Origin of the sequence: Pseudoalteromonas sp. SR41-1 (assembly GCF_014164015.1) — a bacterium.
Taxonomy (GTDB): Bacteria; Pseudomonadota; Gammaproteobacteria; order Enterobacterales; family Alteromonadaceae; genus Pseudoalteromonas; species Pseudoalteromonas distincta.
The window spans coordinates 257,595-280,845 of the sequence record NZ_JACJEK010000002.1 but is presented as its reverse complement, the minus strand read 5'-3'; the positions used below and the strand labels follow the sequence as shown (position 1 = coordinate 280,845).

The 23,251-nt window shown below is 39.3% G+C and carries 15 protein-coding genes and 1 pseudogene; 8 read left to right on the top strand and 8 right to left on the bottom strand.

What is annotated here, in order from left to right:
- Nucleotides 1-123: 123 nt before the first annotated feature.
- The 3 genes and pseudogenes from H5118_RS02760 to H5118_RS02750 all read left to right on the top strand — a co-directional run bounded on the left by H5118_RS02760 (nt 124) and on the right by H5118_RS02750 (nt 4,962).
- Nucleotides 124-3,378: a winged helix-turn-helix domain-containing protein gene (locus H5118_RS02760; protein ID WP_182747716.1), complete on the top strand. Its 3,255-nt coding sequence runs from the start codon at nt 124-126 to the stop codon at nt 3,376-3,378.
- Between the two features lie 20 nt (nt 3,379-3,398).
- Nucleotides 3,399-3,778, top strand: a pseudogene (locus H5118_RS02755) (DP-EP family protein).
- A 194-nt stretch (nt 3,779-3,972) separates the two neighbouring features.
- Nucleotides 3,973-4,962: a sensor domain-containing diguanylate cyclase gene (locus tag H5118_RS02750; protein ID WP_182747714.1), complete on the top strand. Its 990-nt coding sequence runs from the start codon at nt 3,973-3,975 to the stop codon at nt 4,960-4,962.
- 80 nt (nt 4,963-5,042) lie between these two features.
- Here H5118_RS02750 and H5118_RS02745 read toward each other — a convergent pair whose 3' ends face one another.
- Complete coding sequence (locus H5118_RS02745; RefSeq protein WP_024596882.1) at nt 5,043-5,525, bottom strand: winged helix-turn-helix transcriptional regulator; 483 nt, start codon at nt 5,523-5,525, stop codon at nt 5,043-5,045.
- A 168-nt stretch (nt 5,526-5,693) separates the two neighbouring features.
- On the opposite strand from H5118_RS02745, the gene putA reads away from it, so the two are divergent.
- Complete coding sequence (putA, locus tag H5118_RS02740; protein WP_024596881.1) at nt 5,694-9,497, top strand: bifunctional proline dehydrogenase/L-glutamate gamma-semialdehyde dehydrogenase PutA; 3,804 nt, start codon at nt 5,694-5,696, stop codon at nt 9,495-9,497.
- Nucleotides 9,498-9,615: 118 nt separating this feature from the next.
- Nucleotides 9,616-10,809 (top strand): HD-GYP domain-containing protein, encoded by a 1,194-nt coding sequence (locus H5118_RS02735; RefSeq protein ID WP_182747712.1) that lies wholly within the window; start codon nt 9,616-9,618, stop codon nt 10,807-10,809.
- Nucleotides 10,810-10,862: 53 nt separating this feature from the next.
- Here H5118_RS02735 and H5118_RS02730 read toward each other — a convergent pair whose 3' ends face one another.
- The 6 genes from H5118_RS02730 to H5118_RS02705 all read right to left on the bottom strand — a co-directional run bounded on the left by H5118_RS02730 (nt 10,863) and on the right by H5118_RS02705 (nt 16,301).
- Complete coding sequence (locus H5118_RS02730) at nt 10,863-11,900, bottom strand: general secretion pathway protein GspB (protein WP_182747711.1); 1,038 nt, start codon at nt 11,898-11,900, stop codon at nt 10,863-10,865.
- 11 nt (nt 11,901-11,911) lie between these two features.
- The gene (locus H5118_RS02725; RefSeq protein ID WP_024596878.1) at nt 11,912-12,829 is read right to left on the bottom strand and encodes an ExeA family protein; all 918 of its coding nucleotides are present in this window, start codon (nt 12,827-12,829) and stop codon (nt 11,912-11,914) included.
- Nucleotides 12,830-12,994: 165 nt separating this feature from the next.
- Nucleotides 12,995-13,513 carry a DUF1566 domain-containing protein gene (locus H5118_RS02720; RefSeq protein WP_182747709.1) on the bottom strand — a complete coding sequence of 173 codons (519 nt, stop codon included), beginning with the start codon at nt 13,511-13,513 and terminating at the stop codon, nt 12,995-12,997.
- A 9-nt stretch (nt 13,514-13,522) separates the two neighbouring features.
- Entirely contained in the window at nt 13,523-15,172 is a 1,650-nt protein-coding gene (locus H5118_RS02715; RefSeq protein WP_182747708.1) for a DUF1566 domain-containing protein, read from the bottom strand.
- A 69-nt stretch (nt 15,173-15,241) separates the two neighbouring features.
- A complete protein-coding gene (locus tag H5118_RS02710; RefSeq protein WP_024596875.1) occupies nt 15,242-15,574 on the bottom strand; it encodes a hypothetical protein in 333 nt (110 codons plus the stop codon).
- A 22-nt stretch (nt 15,575-15,596) separates the two neighbouring features.
- A complete protein-coding gene (locus H5118_RS02705; protein WP_182747706.1) occupies nt 15,597-16,301 on the bottom strand; it encodes a DUF2982 domain-containing protein in 705 nt (234 codons plus the stop codon).
- 246 nt (nt 16,302-16,547) lie between these two features.
- On the opposite strand from H5118_RS02705, the gene H5118_RS02700 reads away from it, so the two are divergent.
- The 3 genes from H5118_RS02700 to msrA all read left to right on the top strand — a co-directional run bounded on the left by H5118_RS02700 (nt 16,548) and on the right by msrA (nt 21,324).
- Nucleotides 16,548-17,600 (top strand): efflux RND transporter periplasmic adaptor subunit, encoded by a 1,053-nt coding sequence (locus tag H5118_RS02700; RefSeq protein WP_002958748.1) that lies wholly within the window; start codon nt 16,548-16,550, stop codon nt 17,598-17,600.
- Between the two features lie 3 nt (nt 17,601-17,603).
- Nucleotides 17,604-20,702 carry an efflux RND transporter permease subunit gene (locus H5118_RS02695; RefSeq protein WP_182747704.1) on the top strand — a complete coding sequence of 1,033 codons (3,099 nt, stop codon included), beginning with the start codon at nt 17,604-17,606 and terminating at the stop codon, nt 20,700-20,702.
- An 85-nt stretch (nt 20,703-20,787) separates the two neighbouring features.
- Nucleotides 20,788-21,324 carry a peptide-methionine (S)-S-oxide reductase MsrA gene (gene msrA, locus H5118_RS02690; protein WP_024595951.1) on the top strand — a complete coding sequence of 179 codons (537 nt, stop codon included), beginning with the start codon at nt 20,788-20,790 and terminating at the stop codon, nt 21,322-21,324.
- Nucleotides 21,325-21,401: 77 nt separating this feature from the next.
- Here msrA and H5118_RS02685 read toward each other — a convergent pair whose 3' ends face one another.
- Nucleotides 21,402-23,228 (bottom strand): TonB-dependent receptor domain-containing protein, encoded by a 1,827-nt coding sequence (locus H5118_RS02685; RefSeq protein ID WP_182747703.1) that lies wholly within the window; start codon nt 23,226-23,228, stop codon nt 21,402-21,404.
- Between the last annotated feature and the right edge of the window lie 23 nt (nt 23,229-23,251).

The window sequence follows — 23,251 nt, the reverse complement described above, 5'->3', positions numbered from 1 at the left end:
CTACCCCCTCTGCTCAGAATAAACTCAAATAGTTGTGTTATAGATTTATTTGCCATATAAATAGTGTTAATAAATATCAATACGCACTTAATTTTAATAATAAAAAAACAATAATGAGTAATGATGATGCGCAACCCCTTCTACCTAGGCGATTGGCAAGTAACACCTTCAACTAACTCAATTCAACTCACTGGTAAAGCCAAACAGTTAGAGCCCAAAGCGATGGAGGTTTTATTGCATTTGTGTCAACAAAATGGCGACATTGTAAGCAGCGATGAATTGCTCAATAAATGCTGGAAAAATACTGATATTGGCGATAATCCATTACATAAAACTATCACTCAGCTAAGAAAAGCGCTCGGTGATAAAGCCAATGAACCACATTATATTGAAACTATCCGTAAACGTGGCTACCGCATTATTGCAAAATTATCTTTTCCGTTAGCAGATCCTATCCCAAGCACTAAAAGTACATGGCAGGGAGGATCCCCTTTCTTAGGCCTGCGTGCATATAACCCAAATGATACCCACGTTTTTTTTGGCCGTACCCAATCTATAGCTACCCTGCTGGAAAGGATATCTAGCCAGGTAAATTACGGTCGTGCTTTTTGCTTAATACTTGGCCCTAGTGGTACAGGTAAATCCTCGCTTGTTAATGCTGGAATTTTACCAAAACTGCTAGATGAGCGAGGCTATAATGGCATCGGTGTTATTTCCTACACCCAGATCGACTTTGCAGATGTGCATAAAAATAGACTTTTTCTAGACTTAGCTTCTGCATTACTTGATTGGGATATAAACGACCAGCCTGTGTTTGAAGGATTAAGCGCGCAAACACTTGCAGAGCAACTAGAATTGGCAATAGATGGCGTAATTAACGCCATACAAGCTGCACTTAGTAAAGCCTCTACACAACTTAAAACACCCCAGTTATTTTTATTTATTGACCGCTTAGAAGTACTGCTTTCTTCTCCTATATTTAGTAGCGAAACACGCAGCCATTTTTTGTCGGTTATTGAGCGCTTAGCAATCTCTAAAGCCGTGATTGTATTTAGTGCGTGTCGTAACGACTTTTACCCTTTAGTTGTTGAACAACCAAGTTTAATGGCAGGCAAAGCTCATGGCGCGCACTACGATTTAACACCGCCAAACCGCCAAGAACTCCAACAAATTATTCGCCTGCCAGCGTTAACCGCTAATTTAACGTTCTCCAATGACCCACAAACTCAAACACCACTGGATGAAATATTGTGCGCCGATACCGCCAATAACCCCGATGCATTGCCCATGCTGCAATACACATTGCAAGAGCTGTACTTACAGCGCAGTGATAATAACGAGCTACTGCACAGTGTTTACAAAAAACTCGGGGGTATTGAGGGGGCCATAGGCAAAAAAGCAGAAGATATATTTATTGACCTTAGTAATGAGCAACAGCAGCAACTAAAAAGCGTATTATCACAACTGATCACTTTAAACCCAGATGGTAAAACCATTACGAGCCGCGCTGCCCGCTGGCAAACATTAACCAACACAAGTCAAAAAGAGCTTGTGCAAGCCATGGTCGATAGCCGTTTATTTGTATCGCATTTACAAAACCAAGAAGCCTGTTTTAGTCTTGCTCACGAGGCATTATTGCGTCAATGGCCGCGCGCAAAACAATGGATTAATGACCATAAAGATGCCTTAGCAATAAAAAGTCGTTTACAACATCAAACACGAAATTGGGTAGATGAAGGCAAAAGTAGTGCTTACCTCCTAGCGCCAGGTAAACCACTACAAGAAGCGCAGCTATTACTTAACGACAAACTGTTTAAATTAGATGATAACGAGCATGCTCTTATCAAAAGCTCTGTAAACAAAATAAAAACAAAAATAAGAGCAAAACGAGTGACCGTTGCTTTATTGTGCTTACTTACATTTACCGCGTTATTGATGAGCTTCATTAGTTTTAAAGCCCAACAGCATGCGCAAAACAAGCAGCTTGAGGCCGAAAGCTTACTAGGGTTTATGGTCGGCGACTTTGCCGATAAATTACGTAGCGTTGAACGTATGGACTTACTTGATGGTATTAGTAATAAAGCACTTGAGTATTTTACTAATCAAACTGACGATTCAAGTTCACTTTTTAGCTTTAGCGATAATAAAGCACAATTTAACAACCGTTTTCAGTACGCACAAACCCTCGAAGCAATGGGTGAAGTAGCTTATTCCCGAGGTAAAACTGATGAAGCCTTTACCGCCTTTGAAAACGCCCGCACCCGCCTTGAGGCATTATTAAAAATACAGCCTAATAACTTAGAGCTACTAACGCTTGCAGGTGCCAATGCCTTTTGGCTTGGTCAATTAGCTTATGATCAAAATGATCATCAAGCTACTGAGCAAATGTTTAAAAAATACCACGCTTACAGTAAAAAAATGTATGCGCTGGCAGCCAATGATTTTAACTCCATTATGGAATTATCGTATTCATCTAATTCTTTAGGTTCTTTATACATAGAAAAATCCAACTACAGCGCTGCAAAAAAGAACTTTGCAGAGTCACTTTTACTTAAAAATAAAGCGCTTAAACTGAAACCTAATAACAAAGATTTACTTCGAGATAAATCCGATACGATTAGTTGGCTTGCAAAAACAGAAGAGAAGCTAAGTAACTTTAATGAAGCAGTTAATATATTGGAAGGTGCAGTTGACGTAATCACAAAATTGATTGCTGACTACCCTAGTGATGCAAGCCTTTTTTACACGTCAGCAAACCTATATATGCAACAAAGTTATTTACTGAGCTATTTGAGTGATAAACGGATGGCCCATAAAAAAGCCAGCTTGGCTAATCAAGTTATCAATGAAGCTTTAGTACAAGATCCAAAAAACAATAAATTTCAGCTTATGTATTATCGCTCTTTAGCACATTCACTAATGCTATCTACTGATGAAGCTACTGACTCAACAATTGAAAAAATAATTAATTTTTTAAAATCTCAAAATTTTAAAAATACCAGCACTATTAATACACAAATTACACTGATTCAATATTTTATAAATAGACAATCACCACTCAAAGCGCAGGAGTTATTAACTGAGCTTGAGAATAATGAAAACTACAAACATCAATTAGCCAGCCTAACTAAAACTGGTGATTACTTAGTATATACAAGAATAAACTTAATCAAAGCAAACTTAGCTACAACTAATAAACAGCGAGAGCAATTTTGCTTAAGTGCTATCAAAGCAATTTCTGAAGCTGCAAAAATAAGTCAGAGCGTAAAAATAACATACCCACTAGTACAAGCTTATACCTGTTTAAACAGAGAAGACGAGATATCAGAAATAAAAACAAGCCTAGTTAAATTAGGCATTACGAACTTCCAACTATAATTACTCATAAAGGAAATGATATGAATAACACCCTAGAAAATGTCGACTTTCAAGTAAATATTGAACTTAACAACGGTGAAGCTATTTTAGCTATACAAAAAATGGCGAACCCGCTACTGGCGGTGGTGTTGTAAGAACTGAAACCGCTGGCAACTACAATTTAGACGATGCCACAATTCAAAATGGTTTCGTATTTACTGGCGCTACTATCACCAATATCGACACACAAAAACCATGCGCCCAAGACTTCAGCTATAAAGTAAGTGACAACGGCCACACAATTATCATTACCGACACAGATGAAAATAATGGCTCTGTATGCTTAATCTTTAACGTTGAGTGTAATGGCAATAAATATGAAAGCGCTGATCCTCAAGTTAAGAATGAAAAAGAACTCTAATTAGTAATGCTTATTTTTAAATTGCAAAGGCATATTAATTGCGGTGTAATTTATTTAAAAACGCCCCTTAAATAAACTTAAATAAACTTAAATAACAACAACTTAAATCAGAAGGTTACCGAAAGGTTTAAAAACGATAAATTGAATAAACTGCTAGACATAAAGTTTCATTAACAATAAAAATGAGCAACACCATGTCTAACAATAATGAAAATAGCAAAGCAAACAACACCGACAGCGCTGTATCTGCATTAATCAGCAGCATTTCTAATACCGTTAACAATGAAAAAATAAGCGCAATTATTAATGTCACTAATGTCATGGCCGATGCTATTTTTATTGTTAATGCAGATGGGGTGTTTGAATCAGTCAATCCCGTAGCAGCACGTTTTTTCAATGTAACGTCTGATTCATTAATAGGTAAAAAATGGCAAGATTGTTTACAAGAACAGTATCGCGATGACTATAAATACATGTTTGAAAGTTGGAAAAACAACTATCAAACACCACTCAATCATGGTCCGAAAGAAGTTAAAATAAGAAAAAACAATGGTAACTGTTTAGATGTTGAGTTATCTATATCATGTTTTCCCGAATCGGTAGTCGCAAGTACCCCACTTTTTATTTGTATAATGCATGATATTTCAAAGCACGTTAAAAAATACAAAGTACTGGAAAACGTAGCCAGACTTGATCATCTCACTGGTATTGCTAATCGCTGTACTTTAGAAAAAACCATCATTAAAAATTGGCAAGAGTGCATAGTTAACAAGCAGCCTCTTAGCTTTATACTTATTGATATTGATTACTTTAAATTATTTAACGATAACTTTGGCCATGTAAAAGGTGATAAGTGCCTTCAAAAAGTCGCTCGTACAATTGAAGAGTGCTTACCATCTAAAGACAGTTTAGTAGCACGCTATGGTGGTGAGGAGTTTGCTGTTGTGCTGCCTCGTTCGCACATTTCAAATGCACAAATGATTGCTAAGCGTATTCAAGAAAAAATACTCAACATTAATTTTAGAGATCTCGGTTTACCAGCGAATGTAAAAATAAGTGTAAGTCAGGGTTTAGCGTGTGAATACAATAATCAATACAGAACATCTGAGGCATTAATATGCGCGGCGGATACTGCCTTATACAGAGCGAAGTCGGAAGGTCGTAATAAATTATGTATAAGGTGATGTACTAACTATTTGGTATAGCATTTATCTACTAAAATAAAAAAACCGCAATTGCGGTTTTTTTATGACTTGAGAAAAGCTTAAATATCGATTAACAATCCTTCATCCTTTTTAATCTTTTCGATCACCATATAAGTATGATGAGTACCCACGCCGGGAATATCTACTAAGTCGCCAAGAACTTGTCTATATTCTTCCATATTAGAAACGCGAATTTTTAATAAGTAATCATAACCACCAGCAACCATGTCACATTCGACTACTTGTTCTATCCTTAATATGTGCTCTCTAAATACTTTAAATACAGCTGTATTTGAAGCAACAAGCGATACTTGAACATGCGCTACTAAGCTCTGATTAAGTTTAGCTTCGCTAAGCTTGGCATAATAGCCTTCAATATACCCTTCTTGCTCTAATCGTTTAACCCGATCTAGGCACGGGCTGGCACTCAAATTAACCTGTTTTGCGAGGTTAACATTAGAAATTCTGCCGTTCTTTTGAAGAACGTCTAGTATGGCTAAATCAATGCGATCTAGCATGCGTAATCTATTTGGAATTGTCATAACAGAATTTTATGCGGATAAGTTAAATTTATACCCTGTAAATTATCGTAAATCGCGAAATTTAACCAGCATATTCTGCTGAATTTTAATTAGAATGCACTCACAATATCACTGGTAATTTATTGGTAATTAATTTTACTTTAATTCTTAACATCCTGAGGGTTGCTTATGTTATTCAACGGCGATTTAACTACTACTTGTCCTATCAGACAAAGAATCCGTGACTTCTACCGCATAGATGAAAATGCAGTTATTGATCATATTTTACCGCTTGCAGAAGTAGGCGTAAAAGCACGAAGTCGTGCCTGGGAAAGAGCCCGCCAGATTGTTTTGAACATTCGTAAAGAGCAAGATGGGCAAGGCGGTGTTGATGCGCTTTTAAATGAATTTTCACTCTCTAGTGAAGAAGGCGTTGTATTAATGTGTTTGGCCGAAGCACTGCTTCGCGTACCAGATAAAGCAACTCAAGATGTACTTATTCGTGACAAGTTAGCCAAAGGTGATTGGAGCTCTCATCTAGGAAGCAGCGATTCTTTATTTGTAAACGCATCTTCTTGGGGATTATTAGTTACCGGTAAAATGGTTAACTACACAGACAAAACTAAAGAACAACAGTTCGGCATGCTTAAAAAGACTATTGGTCGTTTAGGTGAGCCAGTTATTCGTAAGTCTGTAAACTTTGCTATGAAAATTATGGGCAAGCAATTCGTAATGGGTCGTACCATTGACGAAGCAATTGAACGTGCAGCCGAAACAGAGCAAAAAGGTTATGTGTATTCTTACGATATGCTAGGCGAAGGCGCGCGCACAATGAAAGATGCGAAGCGTTACTTTGACAGCTACATGAATGCTATACACTCAATTGGTAAGGCGGCCAATGGTCGTGGTCCAATTAAGAGCCCTGGTATTTCAGTTAAGCTTTCTGCTATTCATCCGCGCTATGAGTTCACTCATAAAGACCGTGTGATGGAAGAAATAGTCCCTAAGTTAAAAGAACTTGCTCTTGCCGCTAAAAAATACGATATCGGCTTTACCGTTGATGCAGAAGAAGCAGACCGTTTAGATATTTCATTAGATGTAATTGAAGCGGTATTCAGTGATGAAGATCTTGGTGATTGGCAAGGATTTGGCTTAGCAGTTCAAGCGTATCAAAAACGTGCTATTTTTGTAATTGAATGGCTTACTGACCTTGCAACCCGCGTTGGTCGCAAGATGATGGTACGTCTAGTTAAAGGCGCATACTGGGATACTGAAATCAAAACCACACAGCAAGATGGTTTAGATCACTACCCAGTATTTACCCGTAAAGCAACAACAGACGTTTCTTACAAAGCGTGTGCTATTAAAATGCTTGAAGCGCGCGATGTGCTTTATCCGCAATTTGCTACACATAACGCTTACACTGCCGCGACTATTTTAGAAGTAGCCAAAGGCGACAACACAGGTTTCGAATTTCAGCGTTTGCACGGTATGGGTGAGTCATTATTCGACCAAATCGTTAACGAAGAAAAAATTCAATGCCGCGTATATGCCCCAGTTGGTCAACACGAAGACCTCCTTGCGTACCTCGTTCGTCGTTTGTTAGAAAATGGTGCTAACTCATCATTTGTAAACGCAATTGTTGATACAACAAAACCTGTTGAATCACTACTACCAGACCCTGTAGAAACATTGCAAGGCTTGCGTAACAAGTACAATACGCAAATCAAAATGCCAATTGATTTATACGGTGAAGAACGTGCTAACTCTAAAGGCATGGATTTAACCGACATTAACGTTATTACCCCTTTTAAAGAGAATCTTGAAACATGGTTTAACGAGCACTTAATTGAGCAAAGCCAAGTACCTGAAGGCTCATTAGCTGTTAAAAACCCAGCAAATCACAAAGAAATCATTGGCCACGTTAAATTGCAAACTGGCGAAGAGATGAAAGTATTACTGGCTAACGCTGAAGCTGCACTTGAGTCATGGTCACAAACACCAGTAAGAGAGCGAGCTAACTTACTGCGTCGAGTTGCTGATATCTTAGAGCGTCATCACGACGAACTTGTTGCTATCTGTATTAAAGAAGCAGGTAAAGTAGCGCAAGATGGTATTGATGAAGTACGTGAAGCGGTTGATTTTTGCCGTTACTACGCGGCGCGCGCTGAGGAGCTATCGCAAGATGAGCGTTTTGAAGCCCGTGGCGTTATTTTATGTATTAGCCCGTGGAACTTCCCGCTTGCAATATTCTTAGGCCAAGTTGCCGCTGCGATTGTTACAGGTAACACTGTAATTGCAAAGCCTGCTGAGCAAACAAGTTTAATCGCCCTTCGTGCTATTGAACTAATGTTGTCTGTTGGTTTACCTGAGCATGTTGTTCAACCGGTTATTGCTCGTGGTTCAGAAGTAGGCAAAACAATTGTTCCTGATGAGCGCATTCAAGCGGTTATGTTTACAGGCTCTACTGAAACAGGCACATTAATTTCTCAAACACTTGCTGCACGTAACGATATTCAAGTACCGTTAATTGCAGAAACAGGTGGCCAAAACTGTATGATTGTTGACTCAACGGCGCTTCCTGAGCAAGTAGTTGACGATGTGATCAGTTCTGGTTTTCAAAGTGCTGGGCAACGTTGTTCTGCTCTTCGTGTTTTATTCATTCAAGATGACGTAGCAGATGGCATTATCGAAATGCTTAAAGGTGCGCTAGCTGAGTTACACATTGGTGATCCATCGTTACTATCAACTGATGTTGGTCCTGTAATTGATGAAAAAGCACTTAAAAACTTAAATGAGCACGTTGAGTACTTAAAAGGTAATTCTATACTTCATTACGAGTGTAAAATTCCGGATAACACGCAAAATGGCGCATACTTTTTTGCTCCTCGTTTATACGAAATCAAAGACTTATCAGTACTTAAGCGTGAAGTATTTGGCCCATGTGTTCATATTGTTCGCTTTAAATCGAGCGAACTTGATGATGTGATGGATCAAATTAACAACACAGGTTATGGCTTAACAATGGGTGTACATTCACGTATTGAAGAGCGCTGTGAGTACCTTGCTAAAATGTCACGTGCGGGTAATGTTTACATTAACCGAAACATGATTGGTGCTATTGTTGGTGTGCAACCATTTGGTGGCCGTGGTTTATCAGGTACTGGCCCTAAAGCCGGTGGCCCTAACTACCTTCAACGTTTAGTAAAAGAAAAAGCATCACCAGATAACGTGCAAATGACAAACCTGACGCCAGATGAGCTTGATTTACACCACTACAGCGGTGCAAATGAGCAAGTTAAAAAGCTAATGGCTAACTCAATGCGCGATGAAAAAATCTGGCGTGCAACACCACTAAACGACCGAGTTTCGGCTGTACGTCAGTTGCTTGCTAAAATCGCGACGGTAGAAATTATCGACGATTTAGCAGACGATTTAGCATTAACATTATCAGAAGCTCGTGCACAGCTTAACCGCCTTGAAAAGCACATGCGTAAATTTACTACCCTGCCAGGGCCAACGGGTGAGTCTAATACACTTCATCTAGAAGCGCGTGGTTGTGTAGTGTGTTATGCAGATAAGAGCACATCATTTAACTTCTGGGCATTGTCTATCATTACCGCTATTGCCGCAGGTAATACGGTAATTACTGTAGCGTCTGAGCTGTTTTACGATGAAGCTGTTGCCTTTAAAGATAAATTTATCTCTACAGGTGTTGCTGAAGGTGTTTTCCAAGTAGCTAAACCTAATCAGTTACAAGCTATCTTAGCTCACCCTCATTTAGCTGGTGCGGTAGTTGCCGCTCGCTCGTCTCGTTTAGGCTACTTTAGCCAACAGCTTGCACAGCGTAAAGGCGCAATTTTACCGGTAATTAGCTCTGAGTATTACGATACATTAATCAAGCGCTTAATTACTGAAAAAACAATTAGTATTGATACAACAGCATCAGGCGGTAATACCTCGCTAATGACGCTTGTTGAAGATGATGAATAATTAAGCTAATAGTTTTTCACTAAAAAATAAAAAAAGGCACTGTAAAGTGCCTTTTTTATTTGGTCGTTACGTATAAGTTTGTTAGTTTAAAAGTAGATTAACAACTGAAGCCGTGAAATTGAAAACCATTCCTATTACTAAGTTAGTCCCAGGTATGTTTGTGCAAAGCGTTACCAAACAAACTGGCAGCATTAAAATTAAAAACCAAGGCTGGGTTAAAACTCAAGCTGGTATTAATAACCTGATAAAAGCAGGTATTTTAGAAGTAGAAATCGACCCAGATAAAACCCTCATTGATTCAGTCCCTGAAAAAGATCCAATCGCTACACCTACAACAAAAATAAAGCGTAATCCTTGGCAAAAAATAAACAGCGCTGAGCAAGAAATGGGAAAAGCAAAAAAGCTTTATGACGAAGCAAAAACACTGCAAATAAAAGCATTTAAAGATATAAAAGCTGGCCGTGATATAGATGTAGGGCCGTTTAGAGAACTGGCAAGTGGCTTTATGGATTCTGTTTTTAGAAATCAAGATGCCCTAGCCTGCCTTACCCAAATGCGCCAAAAAGATGCCTACCTACTTGAGCACTCAATTAATGTATCAATATTAATGGGTATTTTTGCAAAACACTTAAATATAGAGAAAGACACTATTGTTGAGCTGACTACCGGCGCACTATTACACGACATTGGAAAAATAAAAATCCCTGATGAAGTGCTAAACAAACCTGGCCGCTTTACAGACGACGAATTTAAAATAATGAAAATGCATTCGCTTTTCAGTAAAGAGATATTAGAAGACTCTGGCTTAACAGGAATCGCGGTAGATATTGCAGGTATGCACCACGAAAGACTCGATGGTAAAGGCTACCCGTTTGGTAAAAAAGGTGACGAGATAAGTCAGTATGTGCGTATGGCGTCAATTGTAGATGTTTATGATGCACTTACCGCAGAACGTGTTTATAAAGCAGGCATGGAGCCAATAAAGGCGTTTAAAATATTAAAAGACGGGTGCCCTGATAGCTTTGATCCTGTGCTGCTTAATAAATTTATTCAATGTATTGGCATCCATCCGGTAGGAACGCTTGTAAGGTTATCGAGTCAAAGAGTGGGTTTGGTCACCGAGAGTAATCCGGGGGCACCACTAAAACCTGTCGTTAAAACATTTTACAGCGCTAAGCATAGCCGCTACACCGAAGTAAAAGATATTGATTTATCTAATAAAAAAACTGTAGACACTCTTGAGTCAGCGATTAAACCTAAAGAATATAACATTGATTTAGAACGCTTTTATAAAAATTCAATATTATCCTAAGCACTATTGAGAGCTCAATATTCTACCGAGCTCTCAACATGATAACTAAGCGCTTACTGCGGCCAGTCTTGCAAAGCTTTTAAGCTAAACTCATAACCATCAAAATCTAGCACACTTTGCTCAGGTGTAATTTCTGTGACTGTTAGAGCTCCTATGCTTTCTCCTTCGTGTAATTCTCGGCCATTTAGCTTGATCCAACGTTTATCAGCACTCGATGAATATATATGCGCTTGATATTTAATACTAGGTAACATTGATTGCAAACCATCAGGTAATAACTCAACAGGCTCAACACGTGATGACGTTTTTGACGCTTGAGTAACTTCATAATCTTGGTTTTTTTCGACATCTTGTATAGCTTGCGCAAATGCATTTTTAAGAGTTGTAGGCACAGCATCAAGCTCAGGGTCACTCGTCTGTTGAGATTGGGTGCTGCCATTAATTGGCTTACCCAATACTTTATATTTACTCATATCAAGTTGAGCCGATGCGGTATTTTGATTTTGCCCAAATACCGCAGTGTTTTGTGCATTATTTGGATTGTAATTACTTTGTGGGTTAAACGCTGGCTGATTATAATTTTGAACAGGCATTACTTGTTGCATGTTTTGCTGATTATAACCTGCTGCGCTCGTGACCTGGCTCGACGGCATAGGAATATACTGACCATTTGGGGTTAATAACATTTGCTGTACACCATTGGGGGTTTGCACATGCACAAGTTGCCCTTCAATCGTTGCAGTATTTGTTGGAGCTACTTTAGCAGGCTCCAACTTAGCTACTTGCTGTTTTTCAGCTTCAGCATCTTCCTCTTTAACGTCTTTGTTAGGCGATGGTTTTTCGCTTTCCACCACCTTAATTACAGCGGGTTCCGCTGCGTTTAATAAAGTCGTACTTTGAAACCACTTTCCGGCGGTAAAGCCACCCGCTACCGCAATAAAAGCAGCTAAGCTTGTACCAAATACTAATGCTAATCGTCTATAACGCTTAAGTGCTTGCTGTTGCTTTAACTGCTCAGATTGTAAGTCGTACTGTTCAGCACTCATATCTGATTGCTGCGACTGCTTTAGCGCATCTAATAAATAAGACATAACTTACCTAACTATAAAATAAATGAAAGCCCAATGCCTACGGCAAATAAAGCAGCGAATGCAAGGCTATAGGGTACAAATGACGTTGCTTTGTTAGCTTCGTTAACCGGTGCGACAAAATCCATGGGTAATGACTCATGGGCTGATTTTTTTATTATATCGCTATCAACTATCAACTGCTGCTTTGCAAAAGTCCCAACTAAAGCACGCTCACAGACCAAGTTCATTAATCGTGGCACACCGCCAGTTAATTGATGAACAGCTTGCATGGCATCCATCGAAAAGATTCCTTTATCACACCCTGCAATATGTAACCGATGCTTTATGTAAGCGACTGTTTGGCCTTGCGTAAGTGGTAATAAATGGTAACGAGCCGTTATCCTCTGGGCAAGTTGCCTTAATTCGTTGCGCTTCAAAAGTTCTTGCAGCTCTGGTTGACCAACCAATACTATTTGTAATAATTTTTTATGATCGGTTTCTATATTTGTCAGCAAACGTAATTGCTCAAGCACGTTAGGGGCAAGTAATTGTGCTTCGTCAATAATAAGTATAGTGTGCCCGCCCGATTTATTATTAGTCTCTAAATGCTTTTTTATAATATCGGTAAGACTTTTAAGCGTCGCATTATGAACATCGTAACTAATATTGAGCTCATCACAAATACTGGCTAATAACTCCAGCTCTGAAAGCGCTGGGTTATGGATCATCGCTACTTGAGTGTTTTCAGGAAGCTGCTCTAACATACTGCGGGTAATTGTAGTTTTACCTGTACCTACTTCACCTGTTAATAATACAAAACCACCGTCTTCACCTAATCCATAGGTAAGGTGTGCTAAGGCTTCTTTATGTCGTTCACTTAAAAATAAGTAATGAGGGTTGGGCGAAATCGAAAAAGGTTTTTCGTTCAGGCCAAAATAGCTTAAATACACCGTGATGTTCCTTCGTAATTAAATCACGGCCTATAATGGCAAAAAAATGCGCTGAGTGACAACGTTGTAAGCGCTTTATTATTGAAATAACGTAAATTTATGTAAAACAAAAAAGTGCAGCTGTTTTAAGGCTGCACTTTTGTCTGTCTAATCTTAGTATGCATTTTACTCTTCGTAGCGCACTAATCGTAAATACACATTACTGGTTTTAGCATGTAAGCTATTCAACCCGCTATCAAATTGATAAACCCACGCTGAGCTCATCGTGCTTACACCCGATGTATTTGACCAATAGTTTTGAAGCTTAGTGCCCAAAAATACGTCTTCATTAATACTCGGCTCTGTGCAACTGTGCTCTAAAATACTCGCCAATTCTTTAATGTTAGGCATTTGCCAATCATCGTAATCTGCGGTTGTATCATTTTTAGCACCGCGTAGTGCCTCTTGCCAAGTAAGAGAAGGTGTTGAACCTTCACAAAGTTGTGTCTCTGTATTATAAGTTTGCCCATAACTACAGCGTTGCCACATAAGGCCTGTTTTACTATCAGACACTGTGCCATCTGTATTTATAGTAAATCTATCTGTCGGTGTTGTGGTATCTGCACCGTCGTAGCACGTTTGCGCCGCTGCAATATTAAAGCTCAAGCTTATAGTTGCTAGTGCATAGAGTAATTTTAATTTCATTATTTTCTCCTAACGACTTCTAACTAAACGTACATAAGCAGTATTTTCTTTTGGATAAGCAAGGTCGTTACCATCACTCATATCAATGATATACGCTTGAGATAAACTGGTACCATCAGCTGCTGTCTGTGAGGTCCAGTAACGTAAATGGCTTAATGCACTTTCACTTGGCATATTAGGAAAAAATGCCTCATCAATTAATATACTTTGCCCTTGTTTACCGTAATCAATTAAGCTCAAAAGCTCTGTATAAGTAGGTAATCGCCAGTTTGTACCACCACAAAAATCTAAATCATTAACTTCGTTTATATAACTTTGTACTCCACAACTTGTATTATCCGGACACGTTGAATTGGCTGTACTGGTATCGGTAAAAGTCGTATTCCCTACATCCCAAAAGTAATGATTTTGACCATCACGTAACGAAGTATTTGGTACCGTGCCAGATGCCACACTTTTCACCTCCCATACAAGCCCAGTAACATTATCGCGTATACAGGTAAAGTCACTACTATCATCACCAACTTCATCAGCAAACTCATTAAGTTTAGTGTAATCAAACGCTAAATTACCTTTGCCAACTTTATCTAAGCGGTTTGCATAGCTATCGCGTCCAAGCTCTGCATCTTGCGCTGGAAAGTCATCACTCTCACAATTAATACGTTGAGTATTGTTATAACACTCACCAACACCACTATCGTTGATGAGTCCAAGTGCTTTGGGTGATACATCAACAAATAAAGAGTCTGTATCGGTGCGTCCTTTAGAGTCGGTTACCGTGACTTCAAAGCTCAATGTAGACTCAGTATCAACATTTGAGGCAAAAAATGTCGTTGTACATTGGTCGCTATTGCTTAATGTTTCGCTATTACCGGTAAGTTGTTGCCATTTACACTTATAGGTATCGGTAACTGTTTCGCTATTTGTTGCATCAAGCGTTACTTGTTCAAACTCTTCAACATTTTGATCTGCGCCTGCATTTGCATCTACTAACTCATTTGTTTTGTTGAGTGTCATTGAATATTGAGTGCTCGCCTCGCCACCCTCATCATCAGTGACAGTTAGCTGCCAAGATAAATTCACGTTGCTTTCAAGTAATGGATGAGAAAAGCTAAGAGTTGATTCATTAAAACTCTCAATATCTAAATCAGGACCCGATAGCAATTGCCACAAATAACTATCAATTTGACCATTATCATCAGGATCGCTCGACTCTAGGGCACTCAAAGTCACTGTATCTTTGTATACAGAGGGAAGTGTTTCAGGAGATGTTTGTGTAACAACAGCAAGAGGTAGTTGGTTATTAGAGCTCACTGAAATAGAAATGTCGTCACTAACAGCGCTACTACCTGTACTTTGATAGCTCACTCTTAATATTATTTCACTATCAGTTTTTACGTCAGGTGCAGTAAGTGTTTGCTCAGCGCCTTCAAGGGGGAAACCTTCTATGCTTGGGCCACTAACTTGTTGCCATGAAAACGTACCATCAGCGGGGGAACCTTGTGCTGTGATGGTAAATTCAGATTTTTCGATAATTTGTAAATCGGCTCCAGCATTAACAGACGTTTCAACAACTGTATTATCGCTATCACCGCCACCGCCTCCACACGCACTCAGTAAACCACACGAAATGAGGGGGATTAAAGCAAACGCTTTCATACGCAGCACCTTATTATGTCAAATAATTACTATAGTGTAATCACTAGCAATAAAGATGCCATTAAAGTACTACATATATGTGTCTTGATGAATACGTACAAACAACTTCGTACCGATTTTACTGTAATCTATTTTGTATTCACGCCCGTCTAGAGCTTGAATAAACAGCAACTGCTTTTCTTCGCCAAATACATCAGCGCTACTTACATATACCATTTCTAAATAACGCTCTTTTGCATCACGGCGGTTTTTAGGTAATTCTTCTTTAAATGGCTCCAGACCATGTTGCGTTACTTTAATTCGAGGATGAATTTCAGAGTTTACAATCACTAAATCATGCTTTTTATCTTTATGTATTATGGTGTTTCGACCACTTTTTAAAAAGGCTCTCTCTTGACTCATTTTTCTTTCCTACAGTCGTAGCTTAATTACTAAGCTGCGACGCTATAAACTGACTAGGCTCGCGCTTCCACTTATTTAAGTTAGCACTAAATGCCCAAATATCTCTATCTAACACGCTGGCAGGCAATAATAAATCGTAATCTGTTAGCTGCTGAAGGTGCTTAGTTCTATTAGCAAACATGGCTATAAGCCCAGTATAGCTTATCCCTTTATGGGATGTGTAATGTGTATCTTCTATTAACCATTCTGATGGGCAATTGCCATTTTTGCAATGTTTTTGAACAACTTGCATAAATAAATTACGCTGCTCTATTAATAATTTCCCTGCAATTCTAGGCGCTATGCTTGATAAAAAGTCGTCTATATCATTTACCTTAACGCCAACCGCATTTAATTCTAAATAGTCAAAGCCATCTTCTACTTTGGGTATTCCACTGTGATGAAAGTTACTATGAGGCATACACCAAGCTCCGTACTTGTGGCAATAAACGAGCTCAGATTCGCTCAATATAAGGCTATGGTATGGTTCTTGAGATTTTAAAAATCCAATAAAAATAGCCACAAGGCACAAGCTCACTAAAAATATTTCAAGTATGCTAATCTCACCCGGCCTCAGTAAATTAAATAACATAATAAAGACTAAGCCTATAGCACCTACAACAATCGCCTCAATTGCGTTTCGCGCGCCCTGTGCCCGAAACTTAATGACATTGTCAGATTTATCCATATCGGTAAAACACCATATAAAAAACAAACATAATAATGCCCCAAATTATGACCTTTCTTATTGTTATACATAAGTTACAGCTAGTTTTAAATTTCATACATTACCGCTTTTTCCTCAACAAAATAGGAACAATGAATAAATCTTACTTACTTTTACGCTTAACGCACAAATTTATGAGATACATAACCGTCTTTTCACGGTCTTATTTCGTACAATACTTACAATTCATTTTCAGGTATGAAATCAATGTACTCAAGACAATCAGGTAAAGCACTTTTTCCATTTATTATTACGTTACTTCTAATATTTAGCGTTTATTTATATTTACCCGCTAGCCACGGCGAACAAGCCGATTCATCACAAATGTCTACCCAAGTAACGGCTCATACTGTTACTTCTGAGGAAAACGCAGTGATGATAGAGGCCATCGGTAGTGCACGTGCAAACCAAGCTATTTATATAAAAAGTGCGCAAAACGATTATGTCACAGATATATATTTTAAAGATGGCGACTTAGTCAGTAAAGGACAAAAATTAGTACAGTTACAAAGCCAACAAGAGCAACTTGCAGTTAAAGAACTCGGTATTAACTTACGTGAGGAAAAACGCCAGTTAGATCGCCTTACCGAACTTTCACGCTCGCAATCAACGGCAAAGTCATTACTTGAAGAACAATTATCTCGTGTTGATGCCACTGAAGCTCAACTAGAAAGCGCTAAAACAAAGTTAAATGAAATGACTATTACCGCGCCATTTTCAGGCCTGTTAGGTAAGCGTGAAATATCAGTTGGCGCCTACGTAAGCAACACAACAATAATCACCACACTTGATGATATTAGTATTATTAAAGTTGACTTCAAAGTACCTGAAAAATATTTAGCACAATTAAACATAGGTATGAAAGTACTTACCCAAAACGATGCCTACCCAGGGCAGACATTTAACGGCAAGGTAACGCATATTAGCTCGCGTATTGATTCGGTAACACGCAGTGTTGAAGTAACTGCAAGTTTTGCTAATAAATCAGGATTACTTCGCCCTGGTATGTTACTAAATACAGCACTTGAGCTAAGCAGTAACCAAGCTTTAATGGTGCCAGAAAAAGCGGTTATCCCTTTACAAGACAAACACTTTGTTTTTCAAATTCAAGACGGAGTAGCCAATAAGGTTGAAGTGCATGTTGCTGGCAGAAATAATGGCTGGGTTGCTATCGATGAAGGTTTAAATGATGGCGAGCAAATTGTTACTGAAGGGCTAATAAAAATTCGCTCTGGTAGTAAAGTAAGCGTAAAGGGGTAATACGTGAAAATTACTGATACTAGCGTTAAACGCCCCGTTTTTGCCATAGTAATTAATTTACTGCTTCTTACTTTTGGTCTGGTTGCATTTACTATGCTGCCACTTCGTGAGTACCCTGATATTGAAACACCAATAGTAAATATCAGCACTGAATACACAGGTGCTTCTGCCGAAATTATAGAAACAAAAATAACGCAAATAATAGAAAATCGAATTTCCGGTATTGAAGGCATTAAAAGTATAAACTCATCTAGTCGTAATGGGCGTTCAAACATTACCATTGAGTTTGATATTAACCGCGATATAGATGCCGCATCTAACGATGTACGCGAACGTGTAGCACGTGCACTTGATAGTTTACCCGATCAGGTACGCCCACCAGAAGTGTCTAAGTCAAATAGTGATGAAAGCCCAATCGCATGGTTTGTATTAAACAGCGAAACAATGGACTCGTTACAGCTCTCTGATTACGCACAGCGTTTTATTGTTGACCGTTTAGCCGTTGTAGATGGTGTATCTAACGTGCGTATTGGTGGTGAGCGCCAATACGCCATGAAAATTTGGCTAAACCGCCAAGCAATGGCTGCACGTGGCATTACCTCGAGCGATATTGAAAATACACTGCGTACAGAAAACGTTGAATTACCTGCCGGCGAAATAGAATCAATAGATCGCGACTTTACCGTGCGTACCGCACGTAGTTATAAAGATCAGCGCGATTTTAAAAACCTTGTTATTAAACGTGGTGAAGAAGGTTATTTAGTGCGTTTAGGTGAAGTTGCCGACGTAAAATTAGAAGCTGCCGATGACGAAAGCTTATTTCGTGGTAACGGGCGCAACATGATTGGCCTAGGAATTGTAAAACAAGCTAAAGCAAATACGCTTACCGTAGTAGATAACGCACGCAGTGAACTTGAAAAAATAAAACGTAACCTACCTGAAGGCACCACAATTCAAGACAGCTACGATTCATCAGTATTTATTAAAGAATCAATTAATGAAGTTTACAGCACACTTGCCATCTCTATGTGTTTAGTCGTACTCGTTATATTTTTGTTTTTAGGCAATATACGAGCAACGCTTATTCCTGCGGTTACCGTACCGGTCGCACTTGTTGGTAGCTTTATGTTTTTATTAGCAATGGGCTACTCAATCAACTTACTCACTTTACTTGCCTTAGTACTGGCTATTGGTTTAGTAGTAGATGATGCCATTGTAATGCTTGAAAACATTCACCGTCGTATTGAACTGGGTGAGCCGCCATTACTAGCTGCATATAGAGGCGCGCGTGAAGTTGGTTTTGCCATTGTCGCAACCACGCTTGTACTAATATCGGTGTTTGTGCCATTGGTGTTTATGGATGGCCGTATAGGGGCATTATTTACTGAGTTTGCAATGGCGGTAAGTGCTGCCGTATTTTTCTCAAGTGTTACAGCGCTGACTCTCGCACCAGCCTTGTGTTCTAAAGTACTTAAAGTATCAGACAAACCAAATAAATTTAGCCAATGGATGGACCGCCAGTTTACTAAAATTGAAGTAAGTTACCGTAATTCACTCTCCACCAACATAACCCGTAAATGGGGTTTAATGGTGAGCCTATTATTAGCGGGCTTTGTTAGTTACTCGTTGTTTTTACAAGTCCCCTCTGAGCTAACGCCAAAAGAAGACCGTGGCACGTTCTTTATTATGATGAGCGGCCCTGAGGGCGCAAGTTATGAAAATAACGCCGCTAATATGGCTAAAATTGAAGAACGCTTAATGCCTTACTCGCAAGCAGGTGAGCTAAGTCGCGTACTTGTTCGAGTACCTGGCTGGGGTGGCAGCGGCGGTGTTGCTATTGTTGGTATGGCCGATTGGGATAAACGCAAACGCTCAACATGGGAAGTAATGGACGAAATAAGCGGTAAAATGCAAGAAGTTACCGATGTTCGTGCATTTGCCATTATGCGCCGTGGTATTGGCGGTGGTGGTTCATCTCGCCCTATTGAGTTTGTATTGCAAGGTAATGATTATGCACAACTTGCCGATTGGCGTGACCGTATAATTAAGCGTGCCGAACAAAACCCAGGTTTAGTAAGAATCGATCATGATTATAAAGAAACCTTCCCGCAGTTTTTAGTCAGCATAGATAAAAACAAGGCCGCTGATTTAGGCGTTTCTGTATCTGATGTAGGCCGTACACTTGAAACAATGCTTGGCCAGCGCCGTGTTACAACCTTTATTGACCGTGGTGAAGAATACGATGTAATTTTAAAAGGGACTAAAGAAGACTTTACTAACCCTACTGACATTTCAAATATATATCTTAAATCACGAAGCGGTGAACTAGTTCCACTTGATAGCCTTATCAGCTTAAAAGAAGAAGCAACCGCATCGCGCTTAAACCGATACAACCGTATGCGCGCAATTACATTAAGCGCCAACTTAGCCGACGGTTATACGCTTGAGCAAGCGCTTAACTTTTTAAACGAAGTAGCCGCGCAAGAAAACGATATAGATGGCGCCGTAGATTACAAAGGCGAGTCGCAGCTTTATTACGAAGGCGCATCAGCGATGACCTACGTATTTATACTTGCACTCACTGTTACCTTTTTAGTACTGGCAGCACAGTTTGAAAGCTTTATGCATCCGTTCGTCATCATGCTTACCGTACCACTTGGTTTAATGGGCGCTATGTTCGGACTTTGGGCTACAGGACTTACCTTAAATATTTACAGCCAAATAGGTATTGTCATGCTCATAGGGCTAAGTGCTAAAAACGGTATTTTGATTGTAGAATTTACTAACCAACTACGCGATAAAGGCGTTGAATTTAGTGAAGCTATTTTGCAAGCAGCAACTCAGCGTTTGCGCCCTATTATTATGACCTCGCTGACTACGGTTATGAGTTCGGTACCTTTAGTACTTGCTTCAGGTCCGGGCGCTGAAAGCCGTATGGTGATAGGTGTAGTCGTGTTTACTGGGGTTATTGTATCGACCCTACTAACTCTTTTTGTTGTACCTGCTGCATATTATGCACTTGCACGTAACACTCAATCACCTGAATTTTTACAGCAAAAATTAGACAAACAAGCCGCTGAAAAACCTTTCGAAGAGATCTAGCCTCTTAATTGCGCCGTAACCTTGTTGTTGCGGCGCATACAATTTATGCTCGCCTTTAAACCCCATATACATTTTAGGAATACTTATGAGCTCAACAACGCAAGTAGCAACATTTGGTGGCGGCTGTTTTTGGTGTATAGATGCTGCATTTAGACGTGTAAATGGCGTACTAACCGTAAGCTCTGGCTACACCGGCGGTGAAACAAATAACCCAACATATGATTCTGTATGCTCAGGCACAACCGGTCACGCTGAGGTTGTTAAAATTGAATTTGACGCGACTGTAGTTAGCTTTGAAACACTCTTAGCAATGTTTTTCACACTGCATGATGCAACACAATTGAATCGCCAAGGTAACGATATAGGCACACAATATAGAAGTGTGGTTTACTATCACGATGAAGCTCAACTTAAGCAAACCAACGAAATGATAGCTCAACTGCAAAGCCATGTCGCTGAGCCAATTGTGACAGAAGTCAGCCCTGCCACTACGTATTATCCAGCAGAGCATTATCATCAAGATTACTATAACGAAAACCCACAGCAGGGTTACTGTAGTATTTTAATAGCACCTAAGTTACACAAGTTTGAAACCGTATTTAAAGAGTTCTTAGCTGACTAGCTAATTTTAGTAGTTAAACTTAGCTACACATTAAAAAGCCCGACATAAGTCGGGCTTTTTAATATTAATAAATACCGTTAAAACTGGTAGCTTGCGCCTGCAAAAAAGCGACGCTCTGGCGTGTTGTAGTAATACACTTCACCCGTTGTAAAATCAGTGTTTGAATCAACAGCGTTATATTCTTTATCAAATAAGTTTTCTACACGAAGTGAAACTTCAATATGTTCATTTACTTGATAATTACCCGCTAGGTTCCAGAGTGTATAAGAGCCTAAGCGCGTCACAGCACCTTGTCGGTCGCTACGGTATTGCATGTCTAAGCTTGCATCAAAAGCACCAAACTGTTTTGCAAGTTCCCAGTTAAAAGTACGTTTAGCAACATTACGCAACTCTGCGCCCGTTTCTTCGTCTTCAGCGCTTAAGTAAGCAAAGTTAAGGTTGCTATCAAAACCAAAAAACTGCTGAGATAAGCTAAATTCAACCCCTTCGTAACGTGCTTCATCGATATTAGCCAATGCAAAGTTTGCATCGTAATCAATCTTATCTTCTATATCGTTTCTAAATATTGCAATATCAACTTGCGCGATATCAAAATCTACACTCAAACCTAACTCACGGTTTACTGATTTTTCAGGTTGTAAATCAGGGTTACCATAAAGTGGATAATATAAATCGTTAAATGTAGGAGCTTTAAAGCCAGTACTTTGGCTTATACGAAATGTTGCATCTTCAGATAAATGATAACCTGCAGCGGCTGTATACGTTGTTTCGTCGCCAAATTGCTCATCATCATCTTGGCGAACAGTTAAATTAGCCAGTACTTTATCTGCATCATAGTAAGCACCTACAAACACAGCAAGTACATCGCGGCTGTCTTCAACAAATGGTTGCGAACTATGCGACACATCATCGTTGTACCAATTAATACCACCACTAATGTTAAGTTCATTAGATGACAGGTACTGGCCGTTATAATCAATTTGTGTGCGTTTAGTTATAAAGGTACTTGTTGTTGGCCCAACTGAAAAATCGACATATGTATTGTCTGAATCATCTGTTGAAAGCGCTAAATCAATACTATGCGTTTGGTTAGTGTAGTTTTTGCTCCAACCTGCAGAAAGTTGATAGTTTTTAAAGTCATCTCGTTCAATCGTACTATCTGCTGGGCTAAAGCTACTGTCGTAATCTGCATAACCTTCACTGTATTGGCCTAATAACTTAAAGTCGCCGTAATGTGCATCGGTGTAGTTTACTTTAAACCCAAGGTTTTTATTTTCATAGCCATCTTCATCAGGTGCTACGCCTTGCAGTACATCAAAGTTATCTGTTTTTTCAAAGCCTGCGTTAAATGCTGTTGTTATATCATCTGATTTTACAGAGCCTGCAACTTGATAATTTTGATAAGAGTCAGAACCAAATGTAGCGCTTAGGGATAAGTTATCTGACTCACGCGTAATAATATTAATAACACCAGCGAGTGCATCAGAGCCATAAACAGCCGCGCGAGAGCCTTTAATAATTTCTATGCGTTCAATACTATTTAAAGGGACATTATTTAGTGCTTTTTGACCAAGTGTTGCTGAGCCTGTACGTACACCGTCAATTAAAATCAACGTATCGCCAGAGCCTGTACCACGAAGTGACACACCTGTATTTTGACCAAAACCACCGTTTGGATTAACTTGAAAACCCACTCGCGTGCTTAAAAGTGTAGGTAAATCGCGTACGTTACTAGCTTCTATTTCAGCACGTTCAATAACATTTACACTCACTAAAACGTCGTTAATTGATTGCTCAAACTTATTAGCTGTAACGGTTATTTTTTCAATTGATTGCTCTGCACCAGACACAGAAAATGAAAGCGCAGCAGAAATTGCAACGCCTAGAGTTGTTTTGTTTAACATGAGATCCCCTACCTTTGCCCACC